General features: G+C 35.2%; 17 protein-coding genes. 11 read left to right on the plus strand and 6 right to left on the minus strand.

Annotated features, from left to right (window positions below):
- The first annotated feature begins 30 nt into the window (after nt 1-30).
- The 4 genes from MJQ71_RS12445 to MJQ71_RS12460 all read left to right on the plus strand — a co-directional run bounded on the left by MJQ71_RS12445 (nt 31) and on the right by MJQ71_RS12460 (nt 4951).
- Nucleotides 31-2571: an FtsK/SpoIIIE family DNA translocase gene (locus MJQ71_RS12445; RefSeq protein ID WP_238806949.1), complete on the plus strand. Its 2541-nt coding sequence runs from the start codon at nt 31-33 to the stop codon at nt 2569-2571.
- Between the two features lie 124 nt (nt 2572-2695).
- A complete protein-coding gene (lolA1, locus tag MJQ71_RS12450) occupies nt 2696-3343 on the plus strand; it encodes an outer membrane lipoprotein periplasmic chaperone LolA1 (RefSeq protein WP_238806950.1) in 648 nt (215 codons plus the stop codon).
- Nucleotides 3344-3585: 242 nt separating this feature from the next.
- Entirely contained in the window at nt 3586-4167 is a 582-nt protein-coding gene (locus MJQ71_RS12455) for a methyltransferase family protein (RefSeq protein ID WP_238806951.1), read from the plus strand.
- Between the two features lie 103 nt (nt 4168-4270).
- Complete coding sequence (locus tag MJQ71_RS12460; protein ID WP_238806952.1) at nt 4271-4951, plus strand: head GIN domain-containing protein; 681 nt, start codon at nt 4271-4273, stop codon at nt 4949-4951.
- Nucleotides 4952-5010: 59 nt separating this feature from the next.
- On the opposite strand, the gene MJQ71_RS12465 is transcribed toward MJQ71_RS12460, so the two are convergent.
- The 5 genes from MJQ71_RS12465 to MJQ71_RS12485 form a co-directional block, all read right to left on the minus strand.
- A complete protein-coding gene (locus MJQ71_RS12465) occupies nt 5011-7188 on the minus strand; it encodes an O-antigen ligase family protein (RefSeq protein ID WP_238806953.1) in 2178 nt (725 codons plus the stop codon).
- 133 nt (nt 7189-7321) lie between these two features.
- Nucleotides 7322-9043, minus strand: coding sequence for a M3 family oligoendopeptidase (locus tag MJQ71_RS12470; protein ID WP_238806954.1), 1722 nt, complete (start codon nt 9041-9043; stop codon nt 7322-7324).
- A 58-nt stretch (nt 9044-9101) separates the two neighbouring features.
- Nucleotides 9102-9911 (minus strand): carboxypeptidase-like regulatory domain-containing protein, encoded by an 810-nt coding sequence (locus tag MJQ71_RS12475; RefSeq protein ID WP_238806955.1) that lies wholly within the window; start codon nt 9909-9911, stop codon nt 9102-9104.
- A complete protein-coding gene (locus MJQ71_RS12480; RefSeq protein ID WP_238806956.1) occupies nt 9895-11223 on the minus strand; it encodes a M14 family zinc carboxypeptidase in 1329 nt (442 codons plus the stop codon). The genes MJQ71_RS12475 and MJQ71_RS12480 overlap by 17 nt, the downstream gene beginning before the upstream one ends.
- Before the next feature lie 48 nt (nt 11224-11271).
- Nucleotides 11272-11739, minus strand: coding sequence for a CYTH domain-containing protein (locus tag MJQ71_RS12485; RefSeq protein WP_238806957.1), 468 nt, complete (start codon nt 11737-11739; stop codon nt 11272-11274).
- A 204-nt stretch (nt 11740-11943) separates the two neighbouring features.
- Here MJQ71_RS12485 and MJQ71_RS12490 point away from each other — a divergent pair, with 204 nt between their 5' ends.
- The 3 genes from MJQ71_RS12490 to MJQ71_RS12500 all read left to right on the plus strand — a co-directional run bounded on the left by MJQ71_RS12490 (nt 11944) and on the right by MJQ71_RS12500 (nt 14655).
- Nucleotides 11944-12633 carry a response regulator transcription factor gene (locus MJQ71_RS12490; protein WP_238806958.1) on the plus strand — a complete coding sequence of 230 codons (690 nt, stop codon included), beginning with the start codon at nt 11944-11946 and terminating at the stop codon, nt 12631-12633.
- Nucleotides 12634-12700: 67 nt separating this feature from the next.
- Nucleotides 12701-13768: a sensor histidine kinase gene (locus MJQ71_RS12495; RefSeq protein WP_238806959.1), complete on the plus strand. Its 1068-nt coding sequence runs from the start codon at nt 12701-12703 to the stop codon at nt 13766-13768.
- Between the two features lie 98 nt (nt 13769-13866).
- A complete protein-coding gene (locus tag MJQ71_RS12500; protein ID WP_238806960.1) occupies nt 13867-14655 on the plus strand; it encodes an RluA family pseudouridine synthase in 789 nt (262 codons plus the stop codon).
- A 92-nt stretch (nt 14656-14747) separates the two neighbouring features.
- Here the strand turns inward: MJQ71_RS12500 and greA are convergent, their stop codons facing one another.
- Nucleotides 14748-15221 (minus strand): transcription elongation factor GreA, encoded by a 474-nt coding sequence (gene greA, locus MJQ71_RS12505; protein ID WP_238806961.1) that lies wholly within the window; start codon nt 15219-15221, stop codon nt 14748-14750.
- 234 nt (nt 15222-15455) lie between these two features.
- Here greA and fmt point away from each other — a divergent pair, with 234 nt between their 5' ends.
- From fmt to MJQ71_RS12525, 4 genes are all read left to right on the plus strand, one after another.
- Nucleotides 15456-16370, plus strand: a complete 915-nt coding sequence (fmt, locus tag MJQ71_RS12510) for a methionyl-tRNA formyltransferase (protein ID WP_238806962.1) — start codon at nt 15456-15458, stop codon at nt 16368-16370.
- A 184-nt stretch (nt 16371-16554) separates the two neighbouring features.
- Nucleotides 16555-17526, plus strand: a complete 972-nt coding sequence (hemB, locus tag MJQ71_RS12515) for a porphobilinogen synthase (RefSeq protein WP_238806963.1) — start codon at nt 16555-16557, stop codon at nt 17524-17526.
- Between the two features lie 3 nt (nt 17527-17529).
- Nucleotides 17530-18873: a dihydroorotase gene (locus tag MJQ71_RS12520; protein ID WP_238806964.1), complete on the plus strand. Its 1344-nt coding sequence runs from the start codon at nt 17530-17532 to the stop codon at nt 18871-18873.
- A 78-nt stretch (nt 18874-18951) separates the two neighbouring features.
- Nucleotides 18952-19329, plus strand: a complete 378-nt coding sequence (locus MJQ71_RS12525) for a DUF1801 domain-containing protein (RefSeq protein ID WP_238806965.1) — start codon at nt 18952-18954, stop codon at nt 19327-19329.
- Nucleotides 19330-19355 lie beyond the last annotated feature (26 nt).

A 19355-nucleotide genomic window follows, 5' to 3' on the forward strand; every position in this document is an offset into this window, starting at 1 on the left:
AAAATGTATTGCTTTTCCTAGCCCATAACGATGCCTAATAATACTTTTCGCAAAAAACAACCGCCGAAGAATACGCCACGCAATTCTTCAGGAGGCGGCGGCGGCGGAACTCAAACAACACTTGAGTTAAACGTCAGCAAAGACAGTTATAAGCTTGCTTTTGGCATTTTTTTACTGATTTTGTCAGTAATTTTGCTTCTTTCTTTTGCCTCATATCTTTTTACGGGCGATGCTGACCAAGATATTGTCCAGAAAGCATTCAAAAATTCGCTTGCTCAAACCGACCGAAAAGCCAGCAATATCATGGGAATAATGGGAGCTTATTTATCTCACTTCTTTATTTTTCAATGGTTTGGTTTAGCTGCATTTGGTTGGCTTCCTGTAATTGTTTGGGCTGGTTACAGCCTAGTTTTCAAAAAAGACCTTTTACCGTATAGTTTTAATCGTTTTACGATTGCAAGTATTTTTTATATCATTTGGTCTAGCATTTTCTTTGGTTACTTTACTTCGATTTTTGATTTATCAGCAGGAATTATTTGTGGGGGACTTGGTTATGCCGTCAATCAATTTTTTCAACAGGCGGTTGGTTGGGGTGGAATTTTGATTATTGCATTGTTTTTGGCTGGTTGGTTAATATTCTTCCACGGCTACACCGAAATCGACGATTGGTTTTTTGCCAAATATTTCAAACGTGACCCTCGTGAAGAAGAAAATGAAGACGAAGATATTTCGACTGAACGTATTCGTAGAGCAGTACAAGTCGAAACCATTGATGATGAGCAATACGAAAATAACAACTTTAGAAACCCTGTAACTCCGCCAATTATCAACAAAGAGGAAAAAATAGATTCCTTAAAAATTAGCATAGAAGATATTGTAGTACCAAAACCTTTTGAAGAAAAACCCATAAAACTGGAAGTAGAAATTCCTGAAAAAAATACATTGCCGAATGAGCCATTTAAAGGTGGACCAACTTTTACTATCGAAGATAATCACGCTGACGAAGAGATTTTTGAAAATGATTTGGATGATGATGGCGTAAATGAAAAAGTTCTTAAAGATTTTGGGTTATTCGACCCAACACTAGATTTAGGTAATTATCAGTATCCTCCGCTAACACTTTTGAGCGAATACGGAAATACGGGAACGAAAGTAACTGAAGAAGAATTAGAAGCCAACAAAAATAATATCGTAGAAACGATGCGTAATTTTCAGATTGGAATTGCTAGTATCAAAGCTACGATTGGGCCAACGGTTACGCTTTACGAAATTGTTCCAGAAGCTGGTATTCGTATTTCAAAAATCAAAAACTTGGAAGATGATATTGCCCTTAATTTGGCGGCATTAGGCATTCGTATTATTGCTCCAATGCCAGGTAAAGGCACAATTGGTATTGAAGTTCCGAATAAAAACCGTGAAATGGTAACCATGAAATCGGTGATTGCGAGTGATAAATTTCAAAAATCAAACTTTGATTTACCGATAATTCTCGGAAAAACTATTTCAAACGAAATATTTGTAACTGACTTAGCCAAAATGCCGCATTTACTCATGGCTGGAGCAACTGGACAAGGGAAATCTGTTGGTTTGAATGTGATTTTGGCATCGTTGCTTTACAAAAAACATCCTGCTCAAATAAAATTTGTATTGGTTGACCCTAAAAAAGTTGAGCTTACGCTTTATAATAAAATCGAACGGCATTTCTTGGCAATGCTACCAAATGCAGAAGAAGCAATTATCACCGATACCAAAAAAGTTGTTTATACACTCAATTCGCTTTGTATCGAAATGGATAATCGCTACAATTTGCTGAAAGACGCAGGTGTACGAAATATCAAAGAATACAATGTTAAGTTTGTTCAAAGAAGGTTAAATCCAGAAAAAGGACACCGTTATTTACCGTACATTGTGTTGGTCATTGATGAACTTGCTGATTTGATGATGACAGCTGGAAAAGAAGTCGAACAACCAATTGCTCGTTTGGCTCAATTGGCCCGTGCTATCGGAATTCACTTGATTGTTGCAACACAACGGCCATCCGTCAATGTCATTACGGGTTTGATTAAAGCAAACTTCCCTGCTCGTTTGTCGTTTAAAGTTACATCTAAAATTGATTCTCGAACAATTTTGGATACGGGAGGCTCAGAGCAGTTGGTTGGAAACGGTGATATGTTGCTTTCTATGGGTTCGGACATGGTTCGTTTGCAATGTCCATTCGTTGATACACCAGAAGTTGAAGAAATCTGTGATTTTATTGGCAGCCAAAAAGCATACGAATCTGCCTATTTATTACCAGAGTTTTATGGCGATGAAGAAGGCGAAACGCCTGATTTTGATGCTTCAGAATTGGATGCAATGTTTGATGATGCCGCTCGACTGTTGGTTTCTCATCAGCAAGGTAGTACTTCGCTCATTCAACGAAAAATGAAATTAGGATACAACCGTGCGGGACGTATAATTGACCAACTTGAAGGAGCGGGCATTGTTGGCCCTTTTGAAGGCAGCAAAGCACGAGAGGTTTTAGTAAAAGATATGGAACATTTAGAGGAAATTTTGAGAAAGTTGCGTTAAAAACAACCTTTTGAATTATTTTTGCGTCTAAATTGTTTAATAGTACTAGCATTTATAGTATATTTTAATCCTTTTAGTAAAAATCTCGTCTAATAGTAAAATATAAAATTTACCTTTTAAAGAAATGAAAAAAATACTGGTTTTATCTGCCCAATTATTACTATTTAGTAATTTGGTCATGGCTCAAAAAGACAAAAAAGCAACTGCGATTTTGGATGAAATGAGCAAAAAATACCAAACAATGAAGTCGTTTAGTGCTGCTTTTACCTACGGAGTTGAAGGTTCTAACGCAAAACTTACTGAATCTTACAAAGGTGATGTAACTGTAAAAGGTGCAAAATTCCGCTTAAAAATGTTAGGGCAAGAAGTTTTTACGAACGGTAAAGAACTTTATAGCTATACAAAAGAAACAAACGAATGTCAAGTAACCGACTTCAATCCATCAGAAATGGATGCCCTTTCGCCAACTAAAATTTATACCATTTACAAAAAAGGGTACAAATATGTTTTCTTGGAAGAAATAAAAGAAGGAAGTCAATTATACGAAGTTGTTGAGCTTTCTCCAGAAGATAAATCAAGTAAAGTTGCCAAAGTTCAAATCAAAGTTGACAAAAAAGATAAATCAGTAAAATCTTGGAAAGTTTGGGATAAAAATGGCAAACGTACTGTTTTTCGTGTTGACAAATTTATGCCAAATGCCCCTGCTGATGACAAAATATTTACTTTCGATAAGAAAAAATATCCAGGTGTTGAGGTTGTTGATTTAAGATAAATACGCTTAGTTTATATTTATAAAAAAGGTCTTGAAAATTAAGTTCAAGACCTTTTTTACTTTAATAATAAAATAGTCCCCAAATTTGAGGACTATTTGTTTTCTAAATTAGGTTACGAATATAAATATCATTCACTAGATAAATCTCGGCTACTTTTTTTATAAGTACGGAAATTTGTATTATTAGGTTTCAATGTTGTTTATTTTTTTAAATATTAATTAATCGTTTTCACACTTGATTTATGCTCATACTACTTTTTTTTTCATGGCTATTTTATGGAGCTATTCATAGCTTGATGGCGAGCAATTATTTTAAAAATTTTGTGGCAGAAAAAATGGGTAAATATGTACGATTTTACCGATTATTTTATAATGTAATCGCTTTTGTTTTACTAATTCCAGTTTTAGCATTACAGTTTTCTACAGAAAAAAATACTCTTTGGCAAGTATCTGATTATGAAGCTATTAGCGGAAAATTTATTTCAGTTTTAGGTACAATTTTTATAGCAATTGCTCTACAAGGTTACGATTTAGGCGAATTTAGCGGCATACATTTCAAGAAACAGGATGAAATTCCCGCATTCAAAACTGATGGATTATTGCAGTATGTGCGACACCCTATTTACTTCGGAATTTTGTTATTATTCTGGGGACTATTTGTAGCTGATGCCTCCACCAAAAGTCTTTTAGGAGCAATTGCGGTCACGATTTATTTGTTGATTGGGGTTTATTTTGAAGAAAAAAAATTGGTTTTAGTATTTGGGGAGAAATACAAAGCATATCAGAAAAATGTGCCGATGCTTATTCCTTTTTTGAGATTTTAGACGGGAGTTCTTTCCAAAAACTCCACTAAGAACAATTTCCCACAATTTATGCAACGTTCTTCATCTTGATTGCATCTAATGAACAAACGTAAACTTTAAAATTATGAAAAAACTATTCATTTTATTGGCTTTTATCACAACAGCAAGCTTTGCACAAGAGTTTAAAAGAAGCTATAATCTAAGCGATTTTGATAAATTAGATTTAGGCAGCTCTTTTATTATTACGGTCACACAAGGAAATATTTATAAAATTGACGTTCGTGGACGAGAAAAAGATGTAAAAGAAATTATCGCAAAGGTTTCAAACAACACCTTAGACCTTCACTATCCATCAAATTGGAGTGGCTGGAAAAACCATAAAGAAGTATATATCAGCATCACAATGCCTAAACTTGCTGGAGCGGAGTTTTCTGGAGCTTCAAAAGCCACTGTTTCTGGTTTTAATAGCGATAAACTCGCTATTGATATTTCGGGAGCGTCAAGTGCAACTTTCAATGTAGATGCCAAAAACTTATCTTTAGATTGTTCAGGAGCATCGAGTCTAAAAATTGTTGGTAACGGTCAAATCATCAATGCCGAAGTTTCGGGTTCGTCAAACATCAATGCTTTTGAGTTTAAAGTAGCCAATGCAAATATTGATGCTTCGGGAGCGAGTGATGCAAAAATGTATGTAACCAGTAAAATTATTGCCGAAGCAAGCGGTGCAAGTAGCGTTCGTTACAAAGGTGGAGCTTCCGTGAAATCAAATACATCGGGAGCGGGTTCTGTAAAATCAATTAATTAAATTATATATTCATTAAAAAGAGGCGTCATATTTTGATAATATGACGCCTCTTTTGTGAGTTATTCAAAATAATTTACCAATGCATCGGGTGGCGATTTTTTAGCATTTACATCTTCAATTAATTGATTGATTTTAGGCAATTCAGATTCTGGCAAAAAGTGCTTATAAAAGCTAAATATTGAACTATGAACTTCCGTTGTATTATTTTTTTCAGCGGCAATTTTTAGCCAAACCAAAAATGTCTCCCGTTTAAACTTCGATTTATCTGTTGTGTTCGAGAGAAAAAACATCAACGATTCTTCATCACTATTATTCTTAAAAACATTCCAAATAAACTGTAGATTCTCAACAATAAACTCCACAGGTAAGTGATAGATGATTGCATTAGCATTTGCTTTATCTCCCTTTAATGAAAGTCCATAAGCTTTGTAAAGTAAGGCTAAATTATAGCTTTTATCTAGTTGATAAATTTCGTCAAATAACTTAATTGCTTTATCGAAATCTTTAGCTTCTAAGTACAAAATTGCTAAATCCATCAGATTTACTTGTCTTTTTGGAGCAATTGTTTGCAGTAAAAGATAGGTTTTTATTGCTTCTTGACTTTTACCTGCATATTGTTGAATAAAACCTAATTGAGACAACAAAATTGGATGGTTCGGGTATTTTTCTAATAATTCCTTTAAAGCTTTTTCGGATGAATCGTAATAATCCAGTTTGGTTAAATCATCAAAATCGCCTGATTTTACTCGGTCTTTTTGCAAAGCAAAATCTAATCCAACATCATATTTCCCAATCCAAGCATCCTGATAAGCTTGTTTATATGCTGTCATTAATTGTAAAACTTCCGTGCTTTTTGAAGCTGCCGTCCATTGTTTATTGGTTTTAAAAGTTCGATAAACAACGTTATAACACACAAATGACATTATCAAAGCGAAAAAAACTAGCCAAATTGACTTGATTTTCTTAATATTTATTCGATTATTAGTTGATTTTTGTTGAATATAGGCCATCAAAAAAAACAAAATCAACAAACTCACATAAGAGTCAAAAACCGTTAGGTTAAAGACTAAATATGATACTAAATAGCCAGTAATTAGGCTTTTCTGAGTAATTCCGATGTTGGTATCTTTTTCCCACAACAAGTAAAGCATACTTGCAATGACAAATAAATACGTCAAAAGGCCTAAAAAACCGCCTTCAATATATTTATCAAAAACAAAATTATGAACTCTGTCGTACCAAAATCCATTATCGTACATTGTTGGTGAATAATATTTTGCAAAATAATAGATATACGATTCTTTTCCCCAACCAATTATTGGTCGGTCGGGCAGCCCTGAAAGCGTCATTTCCCAAAGTTCTTTTCGGGCAGAAATACTATTATCTAAAACCGATAAATTGGTAATTCTTGCCAGAGCAGAATCTGATTGAACCCATTCACTATTACGATTGAAGTAAAGTATTGCAATAATACTGGCAATGAAAACTATTCCTGTCAAAGCATATTTTCGTAGATTTTGCTTCAAAAAACCAATCAATAAGGTCGCAACTATTAGCCCGAATACGAGAGAAATAACGGCCGAACGACTCTTTGTATAAACGATAACATATAATAGTAAAGCAAAAACAATAATGCAGATAAACGAATATAAAAATGTCAGAAATTTACTGCGAAGATTATTGGTTTTTATGATATTGATGAAAACATTAATTAACAAAAAAATATGAAAAATAAGATAAATCGCCACATAAAGTGGATTAGATAATGTTGATTGAATTCTTCCATCATCAGAATGCTCACTTTCAACCATGCCAAAAATTGTTACACCTAGAGCCACAAAGCAAGACATAATCAGAATGATTTTCCATTGATTATCAGACAATTTGACACTTCCTACCACCCAAAAAAACGCAATAAAATGTAGGGCGTTGATAGTACCATCCATTCTTTCAAAACTTGATAAAAAGCTTCCTGTTTGACTGACAGAAAAAACCGAAGAAACAATCAACCCTAAAGTATAAACTAATAAACTGATGCTTAACCATGATTTTGGAGGATTTTCTTCGGACGAATGTTGAATATGTATCAAATAAACTACCATCATCACTTCAACCAAAAACCAAAAGAAAACAACTTTTGGCACACTCATTCCATAAAGAGCGGTTTTTGAATGGATAAGTGGCGAAATCACGCATAGGAGCAGTGAAATAAAAATGATTTTTGTTGTTGGCTTCATTAGCAAAGATTAAATTTCAAATGCTAATTTTAACAGTTGATTTACACAAATCCAATTTTTTATTTAAGATAGTTTGAAAAAACAAAACGCCTCTAGCAATAGTGCCAGAAGCGTTTCTCAATTAATCGTTTTTTTATTTCAATTTTTCCAATTCGTCTTTCACAAAATCCATCAGTTCAGCAATGTATTCTTTTGAGAAATCAAATTTCACATTGGCGGCTTCATAGATTTTGCCAATAGTAGTTGTATAACCCAATCTCAAGGCGTTTATGTAACCATCTAAGCCTTTTTTAGCATCCTTTTTATAATTTCTCCAAACGCTGATTGCCCCAAGTTGTGCCATTCCGTACTCAATATAATAAAATGGCACTTCATAAATATGTAACTGACGTTGCCAAGTAGAGCGTTTGAATCGTTCAAAACCTTTCCAATTAGTTATTGAATCCGAAAATTGTTCGACTATTTTTATCCATTCCGTTTGACGCTCTTCGATGCTGTGCGTCGGATTTTCGTAAATCCAATGTTGAAATTTATCGACGGTTGCAATCCATGGTAAAACTTCCAAAATATCTTCTAAATGCTCGATTTTTGCTCGTTTTAAGTCCTCTTCGTCGTCAAAAAATACGCCCCAATGTTCCATCGAAATCAATTCCATTGACATTGAAGCTAATTCTGCTACTTCGGAAGTTGGATTTCGGAAAGAATTGATAGGTAAGTTTCGTACTTCAAACGAATGAATAGCGTGTCCGCCTTCGTGAACCATCGTAACCACATCACGCAAACTCGAAGTGGCGTTCATGAATATAAATGGCACACCAATTTCCTCCAATGGATAATTATAACCTCCTGGAGCTTTTCCCTTACGAGATTCGACATCAAAATGCCCCATTCTTCTCATGATGCGAATATAATCAGCTAGTTTTGGGTCAATTCGCTCGAAACATTCCACCGTCTTATCCAACAAATCTTCGCCATTTTTGAATGGTTTAAGAGCTGGTTTTCCATCGGGGTCAACTTTCAAGTCCCACGGACGTAAATTGTCAATATTTAATTTCTCAAGACGTTCTTTTGACATTTCATCAACCAAAGGAACAACAGTTTCGGCTACTGCTTCATGAAAATTAAAACAATCTTGTGGTGTATAATCGAACCGCCCCATTGCGGCAAACATATAATCTCTGAAATTAACAAATCCAGCATTGACAGCCAATTGATGCCGTAAATCTCGTAATTCATTGAACAAAACATCAAGTTTTTCGTGGTCTTGATAACGTCGTTCGGAGATTTTCGTCCAAGCTTCTTCACGTATCTCACGATTGGGCGATTGCAATAAATCTCCTGCCTTTGGCAAAGTCAATTCTTCACCATTAATATTGACAGTCATTGATGCCGTAGTTGCCTGATACTCCGTTTGTTTTGTCTGAATTTGTGTCTCAATTGGAATATTTTCTTCTCGAAAAATCTCGACCGATTTTTTCATTCCACGAATCGTAATATGGAAACCCGCATCTGTCAATTCATCTAAAAATGCACTTTCTAGGGCTTTTTTATTGAGTTGGTCACTATAAACAGACAATTCTGGCTGAATTTGTTCTACAAAGAATTGATAGTTTTTTTGGTTTTCTTCACTCACCGTATCGCAAGTCATTTTGATATAACGCCAAGCCATATTTTCTGACAAAAACGATTCCAATTCACTGCGGTCAATGAACCATTGACGCAAATCTTGGGCATTCTCAAGCGACCGATTTAATAAATTTTCGTACAAGGGTTTTACATCTTGCCATGAATTTAGGGCAAATTCTTCACCAATAAATGTGCGTGGTTTTCTTTGAGGTATTTCTATTTCTTGCATACTTTTTTAGATTTTAAATTTCAGATACGAGATAAAAAACAGTAGTTTTCTATCACATTTACCGCTTAAACTCTTCCAAACAACGATAAACTTCAAAAGTGAGATCATAATCGTTGGCGGTTAAAACAAAATTATCAGGTAAATTACAAAACTTCATAAAATTCTTTAGCTCTTGTCCTTTAAGCTTGGTTACGAATGAAATATATTCGGAATTGTAACGATATTCAACCAAAAGTTTTCGTAAATCTTCTTGCTTCATTGCAGCCAATTTACGACGACTTTTCCCTTCTTTACTGAAAAGTTCGTAAAGGCCATCAATCGAAATACCAATTGTGCCAGGCGTTGACGTGTTAGTATTGATGAGGTTTGAAATATCTTTCCATTTCAGTTTTGTTGAAGCCTCGGGCGTCGATAACAACTCGTCGATTTGTTTTTTTACTTGCTCCAAACGTTTATCTCGTACAACTACTTCCTTCAACGCAATTGCATCCTGACGCATTTCAATGGTTGGTTCTAAATTAATTCCATCCCAAGCAATTCCTGCGGATTTATAACCAATCGACGAGATTTTGATGGAATCTCCTTTGGAAGCACGCACCAAAAAATTACCATTATCACTAGTTTTTGTTATTTGTTTCGTATTTTTATTCACAACCGTAGCCGATTGAATCGGTTTTCCAGTAGTTTTATCAATCGCTTTTCCAAGAACATACGATTTTTGGGCAAAAGCAGAAACAGACATGAAAAAAAATAACAAGCCAAACAAACCCAAACACGTAGGAATGAAAGTACAAAAAGTAGTTAATTTTAAATCCCGCATTATTGGGTTGACCGATGCTTCGGTAGGCTGGTTATTTGATTTGTCCATTCAAAATAATATATTTCACTTCTTTATTTTTTGTCAATAAAAAACTAGCTGTTTCGTCGAGATTTAATTCTTCGTTTTCAACTTCTTTCACCGAAACTTTGTATTGCTTAATAATTTCAGGAAACTCACTTAATAAACTCACTTTCAAGCCTTTAGCATCTATTTCTTTGATTCCCCAAAAAGTAGAAAGGTCGCCTAAGTCTTCAATAACGCTCGAAAACACAAAATCAGTAGCATTATTGATATTTTTTTCGCTCAAATTAATTCCAATATCTTTTATTATAGTTTTACCGTTTTGAACAAACTCAGCGTTACGTATCAGCAAATCGAACAAAAATCTTTCGTTATTAGGAATACTTTCGTAGTTATTGAGTTGGTATTTTCCGTAAGACTGCTCAGCAACCGACTGTAAACCAGTCAGAATTGCTACAAAATTGAGTTTTCTAATTACTTGTTTCTCAATATCATCTTTATAGCCGCCCGATTCAATCAAAATCAAGCTACTTCCCCATTTTGAAATATTATCACCAAAAGCTCGTGGTTCGTGGGCGTCATTCCACTTACCAATATGTCCTGGAATAAACTTTTGCAGCGTTTCATTCATGCCACAAATGACTTGCATGGCTCTCGTACGATTCAAATTCCACTCTTGTGGAAAATTATAAGGTGTTGCTAAAAATGATATAGTTGCCTGTTTTTCGCTCATTCCTGCACTATATTTTGTTCCTTGGTCGTGTAGATTAAACGAAAATTCGGGACGAAGCTCATCTTGTAATTTCTTCAACAATTTCCCTTCAGGAGTTTCAAAACGCAACGCATCTCGGTTCATATCAATGCCCGTTGCGGTACGTCTTTGGAAACGTTCGGCTCCATCTGGATTAAGCATTGGAACAAAATAAAGCGTGCAGTTTGCTAGAATTTTAGTTCTTAAAGCATCAAATTCATCATTTTTTGCTTGAAAAAATTTAAAAATATCCATCAAAGCCATTGTAGCGGTTGCTTCATCACCGTGCATTTGCGACCACAGCAAAATCTTCGTTTGACCATTTCCCAATTTAATTTGATAAATCGTTCTTTCTTCAAACGAATGACCAACTGGCTGTACATCAAATGGCAGTTTTTCTATCAAAGGCACAATGTCTTTGTGTTTGAAACGGCGAATAATGAGGCTTTGCTCCTTAAATTCTTCGTGTTTCTCGAATAATTGTTTTGAAAAATCTGGAAGTGTTTTCTGTGCAACTGATGACATAGTAAGCAAAAAAAAGGTAATTACTGAAAACACAAAGGTAAGGCGTTTGGTAAGAAGTACCATAAATTTGAGTCTTTTTAGAAAATAAAATACTAACGATATTCGCCCATTTTACCAATTTTTAAATGGGTTGCTTGACAGATTTGAATTATAATATTTTTGTTCTCCCGTAACTTCTTTATCAACCCAATTGGGTAATGCGAACACTTCGTTTTCGTTTAAAAGTTCGATTTCTGCAACGATTAAACCTTCGTTTTCACCCAAAAACTCATCAACTTCCCAAACTTTATTTTCAAACAAAACCTTATATCTAATTTTCGTCAAATCAGCTATGGCAAACATATCTAATAATTGTTTGGCATCATCTTTCGGTATTTCATATTCAAATTCGGGTCGAGTTGCTCCAACCGAGAGCCCTTTTATCGTCAAAAAACTTTTGGTGTCGGTAACTCTCACCCTGATTGTTTTATTGGGGTCGGTCAGTAAATAGCCTTGTCGATAAAATTGGCCGTCAGTTCTTTCTGATTTCTCCCATTTTTCATGGTTTACTAAGTATTTTCTTTCTATTTCGAGAGCCATTCTTAAATTATTTGTTTATTCATCTACAAATATATAAATTACATGGTAACTTCTGACGACTAATTATATTGCCTTTATTTCTTTTAAAAATTCCCTCTTTCAATAAGATTTAACATTGGCTTAATATACCTAACGTTTTTTTAACCTTACCTTTGCACTGTAAAAACAATCAGTTATTTACACCAACAAATTAAATTACTACTTATGAGTCTTGCTCACCGTGTTTTAGTAGTCGATGACGAAGCCGATATTGTGGAGTTATTGAGCTATAACCTCGAAAAAGAGGGCTATCAAGTAGCCTCTGCCTCTGATGGCAAAAAGGCAATGGAAGTAGCAAAAGAGTTTCTCCCCGATTTGGTTATTCTTGACATTATGATGCCCCATTTTGATGGCATTGAAGTAGGGCGAATGATACGAGCAATGCCCGAACTAAAAAATACATATATTCTTTATCTTACAGCTCGTTCGGAAGAATATTCTGAAGTTGCCGCCTTTGAAGTAGGTGCAGATGATTACCTCAATAAACCCATCAAACCTCGTGCTTTGATGAGTAGAATCAATGCGTTTTTTAGACGTGAAGCACAAAAAACCGACTCAAGTGACACACTAGAAATTGCAGGTTTAAGTATTAATCGCCTAAATTATACGGTCACAAAACCCGATGGAAGCTTAATTGTTTTGCCAAAGAAAGAGTTTGAGTTATTGTCCTTCTTGGCTCAGCATCCAAATAAAGTGTTTAGTCGTGACGAAATTTTGCAGAAAATTTGGGGGATTGATGTTTACGTAGTCGAACGCACCATTGATGTACATATTCGTAAAGTACGTGAAAAGGTGGGTGAAAATTACATTAAAACACTCAAAGGTGTTGGATATATGTTTACTGACGAAGCATAATTATCAATAATTAATTGTAAATTATCAATTACATTTGTTGTTGATACAATAAAACTTCGACTCAAAAATGTCTTTCAGTCCCCGAATTATTGCTTTTTTTCTGGCCGTACTTATCACGCTCGTTTCGGTGGCATTTCTAAGTTTTGTGCCTGATGTTACGGCTGCCATGCTTTTTGTAGTGGGCGTGGCATGTTTTTTTGCTACCTTCTTTTTTGTCTTTTATACAATTGATATTTTGGTTTTTCGGGAAGTTGAACAAATCTATAAAACGATTCAAAAACTCAAAATTCGTGACTTTGATATTTCCAGAAAAAATCTATTGAGAAGCGTAAATCCAATTAAAAAACTCAATTCGGAGATTTCGGTTTATGTAACCAAAAAACAAAATGAAATTGAAGAATTGAAAAAAATGGAGCAGTTTCGACGAGAATTTTTGGCTGATGTTTCGCACGAACTCAAAACTCCTATTTTTGCTGCCCAAGGTTTCATTCATACGCTTATTGATGGAGCTAAAGAAGACCCAAAAACGCTCGACCGATTTCTCAATCGTGCTGCCAAAAGTATTGATGGCTTGGATGCTTTGGTGCGAGATTTAGTCACACTTTCGCAAGTAGAAAAAGGTGATTTAAAAATGCACTTTGAGCAAATCGACCTAAAACATATCACCGAAGAAATTTTCGAGCAGCTTGAAACAAAAGCCGAAAAACGTGGCGTAAATCTCAAAATCAAGCCAAAAACCTTAGAAAAAGCATTTGTAAAAGCTGACAAACAAAGAATTACGCAGGTTTTAACGAACCTCGTTGAAAACGCTATCAAATACGGAAAAGACCAAGGTAAAATAATTGTTGAAATAGAAGAAGACAAAAAACACTTTCATATTTCGGTGGAGGATGATGGCCCAGGTATTCCACCTGAACATTTATCTCGCATTTTTGAACGTTTTTATAGAGTTGATAAAAGCCGTTCACGTGATACTGGCGGAACGGGTCTTGGTTTGGCAATCGTCAAACACATCCTAAACGCTCATAATTCCAAAATTACTGTTACGAGTAAAATTGACAAAGGAACAACTTTCAAGTTTAAACTAGCCAAAATTATTGAATCTTCCGACGAAAAACTCGTTGATGGTGAATAATCTGCTTTAAATTTAAACCTGCAAAACCTCTTTCCCTCCTCACAGGTTTTCTTATCTGCTACAATAAGCGTAACTTTGCACAAAAAAGCAGCAAATAAATGGAATACGATTTCGATTTTGACATTTTTGATGACAAAGAAACGCCAAAAATAAAAAATGTAGTAAAAAAAATCGTTTTTAAAGACATCATCATCTTTGAAAATGAAGATTATATATTGATAAACAAACCGCCCTATTTATCAAGTCTCGACGAGCGAACACAAGATAAACACCAAAGTATTTTACGTTTGGCAAAGGAATATTCGCATGATGCACAACTTTGCCACCGTCTTGACAAAGAAACTTCAGGAGTTTTGGCCATTGCCAAAAACCCAGCAGCGTATCGTAACTTGGCAATGCAATTTGAAGCCCGTGAAGTAACAAAACGTTATCATGCTGTTGTCAATGGTGTACATAGTTTTGATGGCGTGTCGGTTTATTTACCGATTGCTCAACTCAGAGACGGTACGGGCGTTAGAATCGACCGTGAAAAGGGCAAAATTGCCGAAACAATTTTCTATACTTTAAAAGCTTATCGACACTATTCGTTGGTTGAATGTTTGCCAATTACAGGCAGAATGCACCAAATTAGGGTACATCTACAATGCCTCAAAGCTCCTATTGTAAGCGACCCAATGTACGGTGGTAATGATATTTTTCTTTCTCAAATCAAAAGTAAAAACTTCAATCTTAAAAATGGTACTGAAGAGATTCCGTTGATTCGTCGAGTAGCTTTACATGCCCATTCGCTGACATTTCGTTTGCTTAATGAAGAAGTAATTAAAATTGAAGCCCCTTATCCAAAAGATTTTAGCGTAGTTGTAAAACAGTTAGATAAGTTTGGATAATAATGTAGCATAATTTTCAAAGATATACTTAAAAAGGTGGACATTTGCTTTCAAACAAATGTCCACCTTTTTACTATAAATCTTCAAGCAGTTTATCGAGTAATTTCTAAAATCTCTACTTCAACAACACCTGCTGGAGCTTGGATTTCGGCAGTTTCACCTAGTTTTTTACCAAAAAGTCCTTTTCCAAATGGAGAATTGATTGAGATTTTACCTAATTTCAAGTCAGCTTCTTCTTCTGCAACCAATGTATATGCCATTGTCGCTCCATTTTTCTTATTCTTGATTTTTACTTTTGATAACAAAGAAACCTTCGATGTATCAATCGTTGATTCATCCAAAATTCTTGCATTGGCTACAATCTCTTCCAATTTCGAGATTTCCATCTCCATTAAGCCTTGTGCATCTTTAGCGGCATCATATTCGGCATTTTCCGACAAATCTCCTTTGTCACGAGCCTCTGCAATTTGAGCAGCAATTGACGAACGCCCTTTAAATTTTAATTCGTGAAGTTTATTTTTTAGGTTGTTAAAACCTTCTTCTGTGTAATACTGAATCTTTGACATAACATTTATAAATTTAAAAACCCCTAACGATTAGGGGTGGACAAAAAAAAACGGCGAAAATTCGACCGTCCCTGATAAAACATTAGATTTTAATACAGAAACTACCTTATTTTCAGTCGAAATAATACTTTATTTGTTCGTTTTCTTTTCATTCGCTTATTTTGAATAACAAAGGTACAAAGTTTTTTTAAAAATCATTGATTTTTAAAGCCACATATTTACAACGAAATTATCATGAAAATAGTTTTTATGGGTACGCCCGATTTTGCGGTAGCGAGTTTAAAAGCATTGGTAGAAAATGGGTTTGAGGTAGTTGCAGTTATTACTGCTCCTGACAAACCTTCGGGGCGAGGGCTGGTGATGCACGAAACTCCCGTAAAAAAATATGCCGTTTCACAAGAAATTCCAGTTTTACAACCAGAAAAACTAAAAAACCCTGAATTTTTGGAGCAATTACGCAGCTATCAAGCTGATTTACAAGTGGTTGTGGCATTCAGAATGTTGCCTGAGGTAGTTTGGAATATGCCATCAATTGGCACTTTTAATCTTCATGGTTCGCTTTTACCACAATATCGTGGAGCTGCTCCTATTAATTGGGCTGTGATCAATGGCGATACCGAAACTGGTGTAACAACGTTTTTTATTCAACAAGAAATTGATACGGGTAATATTATTTTTGCTGAAAAAGAGCCAATTTTACCTGACGATAACGCTGGAACGATTCATGATAAATTAATGGAACGTGGGGCAAATTTAGTCGTAAAAACTGTGCGAGCCATTGAAGCAGGGAACTATCCGCAAATACCACAGGTGATGACTGTTGAATTAAAACCTGCTCCGAAAATTTTCAAAGAAACTTGCCAAATTGACTGGAATCAGCCCGCCGAAAAAATTCATAATTTTGTTCGTGGTCTTTCGCCCTACCCAGCAGCTTGGACACTCTTGAATGGCAAATCATGTAAAATTTATCAGACTTCCATCGGTGAAAGTGTTGATGAAAACTCAACCGAAATCGGGAGTTTTAAAACCGATGGTAAAACTTATCTCGATTTTCGTAGTGCCGATAAGTGGGTAAAAATCAAAGACCTCCAGCTAGAAGGAAAAAAACGCATGGGAATTGAAGAATTTTTAAGAGGTTTTAGGGCTTAAAAAGTGGTTAAAAATTGGTTTCTGGCTACTATCCCATAGTTTTGTATCCACCTATTAATTTTTACACATAAATATCAAACGCTACCGTTTTCTTGCCGAACTTTGTGGCAGAAATTCACTTAAAAAACACAGGTTTTCAACCTGTCATTTTAGTATCATATAAATTCGTTAAATAACTTACGATATGCTAATCAATCGCCCACGTAGAAATAGAAAAAGTGCAGCAATCAGGGATTTGGTGCAAGAAACAAACCTTTCGGTCAATGATTTTATCTTCCCGATGTTTGTCATGGAAGGCTCAGGAATCAAAAGTGAAATCAAATCAATGCCTAATATTTATCGCTTTTCGCTAGATACTTTGATAGAAGAAATCAAAGAAGTTACCGATTTGGGCATCAAATCTATTTGTCTTTTTCCCAATTATCCTGAATCTAAAAAAGACAAGTACGCTACCGAAAGCCATAATCCTAATACGCTGTATATCAAAGCTTTGAGCGAAATAAAAAACAAATTTCCTGATTTAGCTTTAATGACCGACATCGCCATGGATCCATACAGTAGCGATGGCCACGATGGTTTAGTAGAAAATGGACAAATTTTAAACGATGAAACGCTCGACATTTTGGGGAAAATGGCTTTAGCACAAGCCCGTGCTGGTGCTGATATACTAGGGCCTTCAGATATGATGGATGGAAGAATCGGATATATACGAGAGTTGCTTGACGATGAAGGATTTACGAATGTTAGTATCATGTCGTATTCAGTAAAATATGCGAGTGCATTTTACGGCCCATTTCGTGATGCCTTAGATTCTGCTCCAAAATTTGGTGATAAAAAAACCTATCAAATGAACCCAGCCAATGTAAGAGAAGCACTTATCGAAGGGCAACTTGATGCAGCTGAAGGTGCCGATTTCTTGATGGTAAAACCCGCATTTTCATACCTTGACGTAATTAAAACGATGGCTGATAATTTTGATTTGCCAATTGCTGCTTATAACGTTTCGGGCGAATATGCCATGATAAAAGCTGCTGCTCAAAACGGTTGGCTTGATGGCGACAAAGCCATGCTCGAAATGCTTTTAAGTATCAAACGAGCGGGAGCAAAAATCATTTTAAGTTATTTTGCCAAAGAATACGCCCAATTAAAAGCCTAAAAGATGTCACAAACAATATTAATTTTAAATGCCCTCGTTGTAAACGAAGGAAAAATTACACCATCAGATGTATTCATCAAAGATGGAATAATTGAGCAAATTGGAAATGATTTATCGCATCTCAAAACCAAGAAAATAATTGATGCGACGGGCAAATATCTGCTACCAGGTGTGATTGATGACCAAGTGCATTTTCGTGAACCTGGCCTTACCCACAAAGCTACAATTGCAACAGAGGCAAAAGCTGCGGTTGCTGGCGGCACAACCAGTTTTATGGAAATGCCGAATACTGTACCAAATGCTCTTACACAAGCACTTTTGGAAGATAAATACCAAATTGCTGCTCAATCTTCGTTGGCCAATTACTCATTTTTTATGGGTGCATCGAATGACAATTATGATGAAGCAATGAAAACTGACATCAAAAATGTGTGCGGTTTGAAGATTTTCATGGGCAGCTCAACTGGCAATATGCTTGTTGATGATAAAAACGTTTTGGAGAAAATATTCACCAATTTTTCTTCATTAATTGCTACACACTGTGAAGACGAGGCAACAGTAAAAGCCAATTTAAGCAAATATAAAGAGCAATTTGGCGAAAATATACCTTACGATATCCATGCCTTGATTCGCAACGAAGAAGCTTGCTATAAATCGTCATCAATGGCTGTTGAACTCGCAAAAAAACACGGAACAAGGCTTCATATTTTACATATTTCATCGGCTGATGAAATATCGCTTTTTGATAATTCTTTATTTACTAAAGAAAAACCTAAACACATTACTTCGGAAGTTTGTGTGCATCACTTGTGGTTTGATGCAAATGATTATAAAACATTAGGAAATCAAATCAAATGTAACCCTGCCATCAAACATGGTCACCGAGAGAAATTGCTCCAAGCTCTACTTGATGACCATTTTGATGTAGTCGCAACTGACCACGCTCCGCACACTTGGGACGAAAAACAACAATCATATTGGCAAGCTCCTTCGGGCTTACCTTTGGTTCAGCATTCGCTTAATGTGATGCTTGAATTTTATAAACAAGGTAAAATTTCGCTAGAAAAAATTGTACAGAAAATGGCTCATTCGGTAGCAGATTGTTTCCAAATTGAACGTCGAGGCTATATTCGTGAAGGTTATTGGGCAGATTTAACTTTAGTAGATTTGAATCAAAATACTTTGGTTATCAAACAAAATCTTTACTCAAAATGTGCTTGGTCACCTTTTGAAGGAACTGAGTTTCAATCGAAAATTACACATACCATTGTTTCTGGAAATATTGTTTTTGCGAATGATAAATTTGACGAAAGCGAAAAAGGTCAACGTTTGATATTTGAAAGATAAAAATAACAACCTTCCAAGCTTATTCATATAAACTTGGAAGGTTTAACAAACTCAATATTTGTATTGTTACTCAATCAGATGAAAGAAATTGATAACTTTTATTTGCAATTAGACGAGCCGAACAAAAGTTGTTTGCTTGCTTTAAGGGATATTATTCTTTCTCAAGACCAAGAAATTTCGGCTGAGTGGAAATACAACTTGCCTTTCTTCTGTTATAAAGGAAAAATGTTTTGTTATCTGTGGATTCGACCAAAAACCAATCAGCCTTATTTAGGTATTGTTGAAGGCAAATATTTTGACCATCCCGCTTTATTAGCAGAGAAACGTTCGAGAATAAAAATAATGCTGTTCGAGCCAAATGAAGACTTGCCAATAGAAACCATTGAAATGATTATACAACAAGCAATAAATTTGTATAAATCTGGTCAGATAAAATTGCGAGATAAAAAAAGATGAGATGCCTATAAATAAAATAAAGTGCC

The sequence above is a fragment of the Emticicia aquatica genome, from assembly GCF_923079645.1.
Classification (GTDB): Bacteria; Bacteroidota; Bacteroidia; order Cytophagales; family Spirosomataceae; genus Emticicia; species Emticicia aquatica.

What these genes read in the sequence shown, in the direction of transcription:
- MJQ71_RS12445 (WP_238806949.1), top strand. Translation starts at nt 31, where the DNA reads ATGCCTAATAATACTTTTCGCAAAAAACAACCGCCGAAGAATACGCCA.
- lolA1 (WP_238806950.1), top strand. Translation starts at nt 2,696, where the DNA reads ATGAAAAAAATACTGGTTTTATCTGCCCAATTATTACTATTTAGTAAT.
- MJQ71_RS12455 (WP_238806951.1), top strand. Translation starts at nt 3,586, where the DNA reads ATGCTCATACTACTTTTTTTTTCATGGCTATTTTATGGAGCTATTCAT.
- MJQ71_RS12460 (WP_238806952.1), top strand. Translation starts at nt 4,271, where the DNA reads ATGAAAAAACTATTCATTTTATTGGCTTTTATCACAACAGCAAGCTTT.
- MJQ71_RS12465 (WP_238806953.1), bottom strand. Translation starts at nt 7,188, where the DNA reads ATGAAGCCAACAACAAAAATCATTTTTATTTCACTGCTCCTATGCGTG.
- MJQ71_RS12470 (WP_238806954.1), bottom strand. Translation starts at nt 9,043, where the DNA reads ATGCAAGAAATAGAAATACCTCAAAGAAAACCACGCACATTTATTGGT.
- MJQ71_RS12475 (WP_238806955.1), bottom strand. Translation starts at nt 9,911, where the DNA reads ATGGACAAATCAAATAACCAGCCTACCGAAGCATCGGTCAACCCAATA.
- MJQ71_RS12480 (WP_238806956.1), bottom strand. Translation starts at nt 11,223, where the DNA reads ATGGTACTTCTTACCAAACGCCTTACCTTTGTGTTTTCAGTAATTACC.
- MJQ71_RS12485 (WP_238806957.1), bottom strand. Translation starts at nt 11,739, where the DNA reads ATGGCTCTCGAAATAGAAAGAAAATACTTAGTAAACCATGAAAAATGG.
- MJQ71_RS12490 (WP_238806958.1), top strand. Translation starts at nt 11,944, where the DNA reads ATGAGTCTTGCTCACCGTGTTTTAGTAGTCGATGACGAAGCCGATATT.
- MJQ71_RS12495 (WP_238806959.1), top strand. Translation starts at nt 12,701, where the DNA reads ATGTCTTTCAGTCCCCGAATTATTGCTTTTTTTCTGGCCGTACTTATC.
- MJQ71_RS12500 (WP_238806960.1), top strand. Translation starts at nt 13,867, where the DNA reads ATGGAATACGATTTCGATTTTGACATTTTTGATGACAAAGAAACGCCA.
- greA (WP_238806961.1), bottom strand. Translation starts at nt 15,221, where the DNA reads ATGTCAAAGATTCAGTATTACACAGAAGAAGGTTTTAACAACCTAAAA.
- fmt (WP_238806962.1), top strand. Translation starts at nt 15,456, where the DNA reads ATGAAAATAGTTTTTATGGGTACGCCCGATTTTGCGGTAGCGAGTTTA.
- hemB (WP_238806963.1), top strand. Translation starts at nt 16,555, where the DNA reads ATGCTAATCAATCGCCCACGTAGAAATAGAAAAAGTGCAGCAATCAGG.
- MJQ71_RS12520 (WP_238806964.1), top strand. Translation starts at nt 17,530, where the DNA reads ATGTCACAAACAATATTAATTTTAAATGCCCTCGTTGTAAACGAAGGA.
- MJQ71_RS12525 (WP_238806965.1), top strand. Translation starts at nt 18,952, where the DNA reads ATGAAAGAAATTGATAACTTTTATTTGCAATTAGACGAGCCGAACAAA.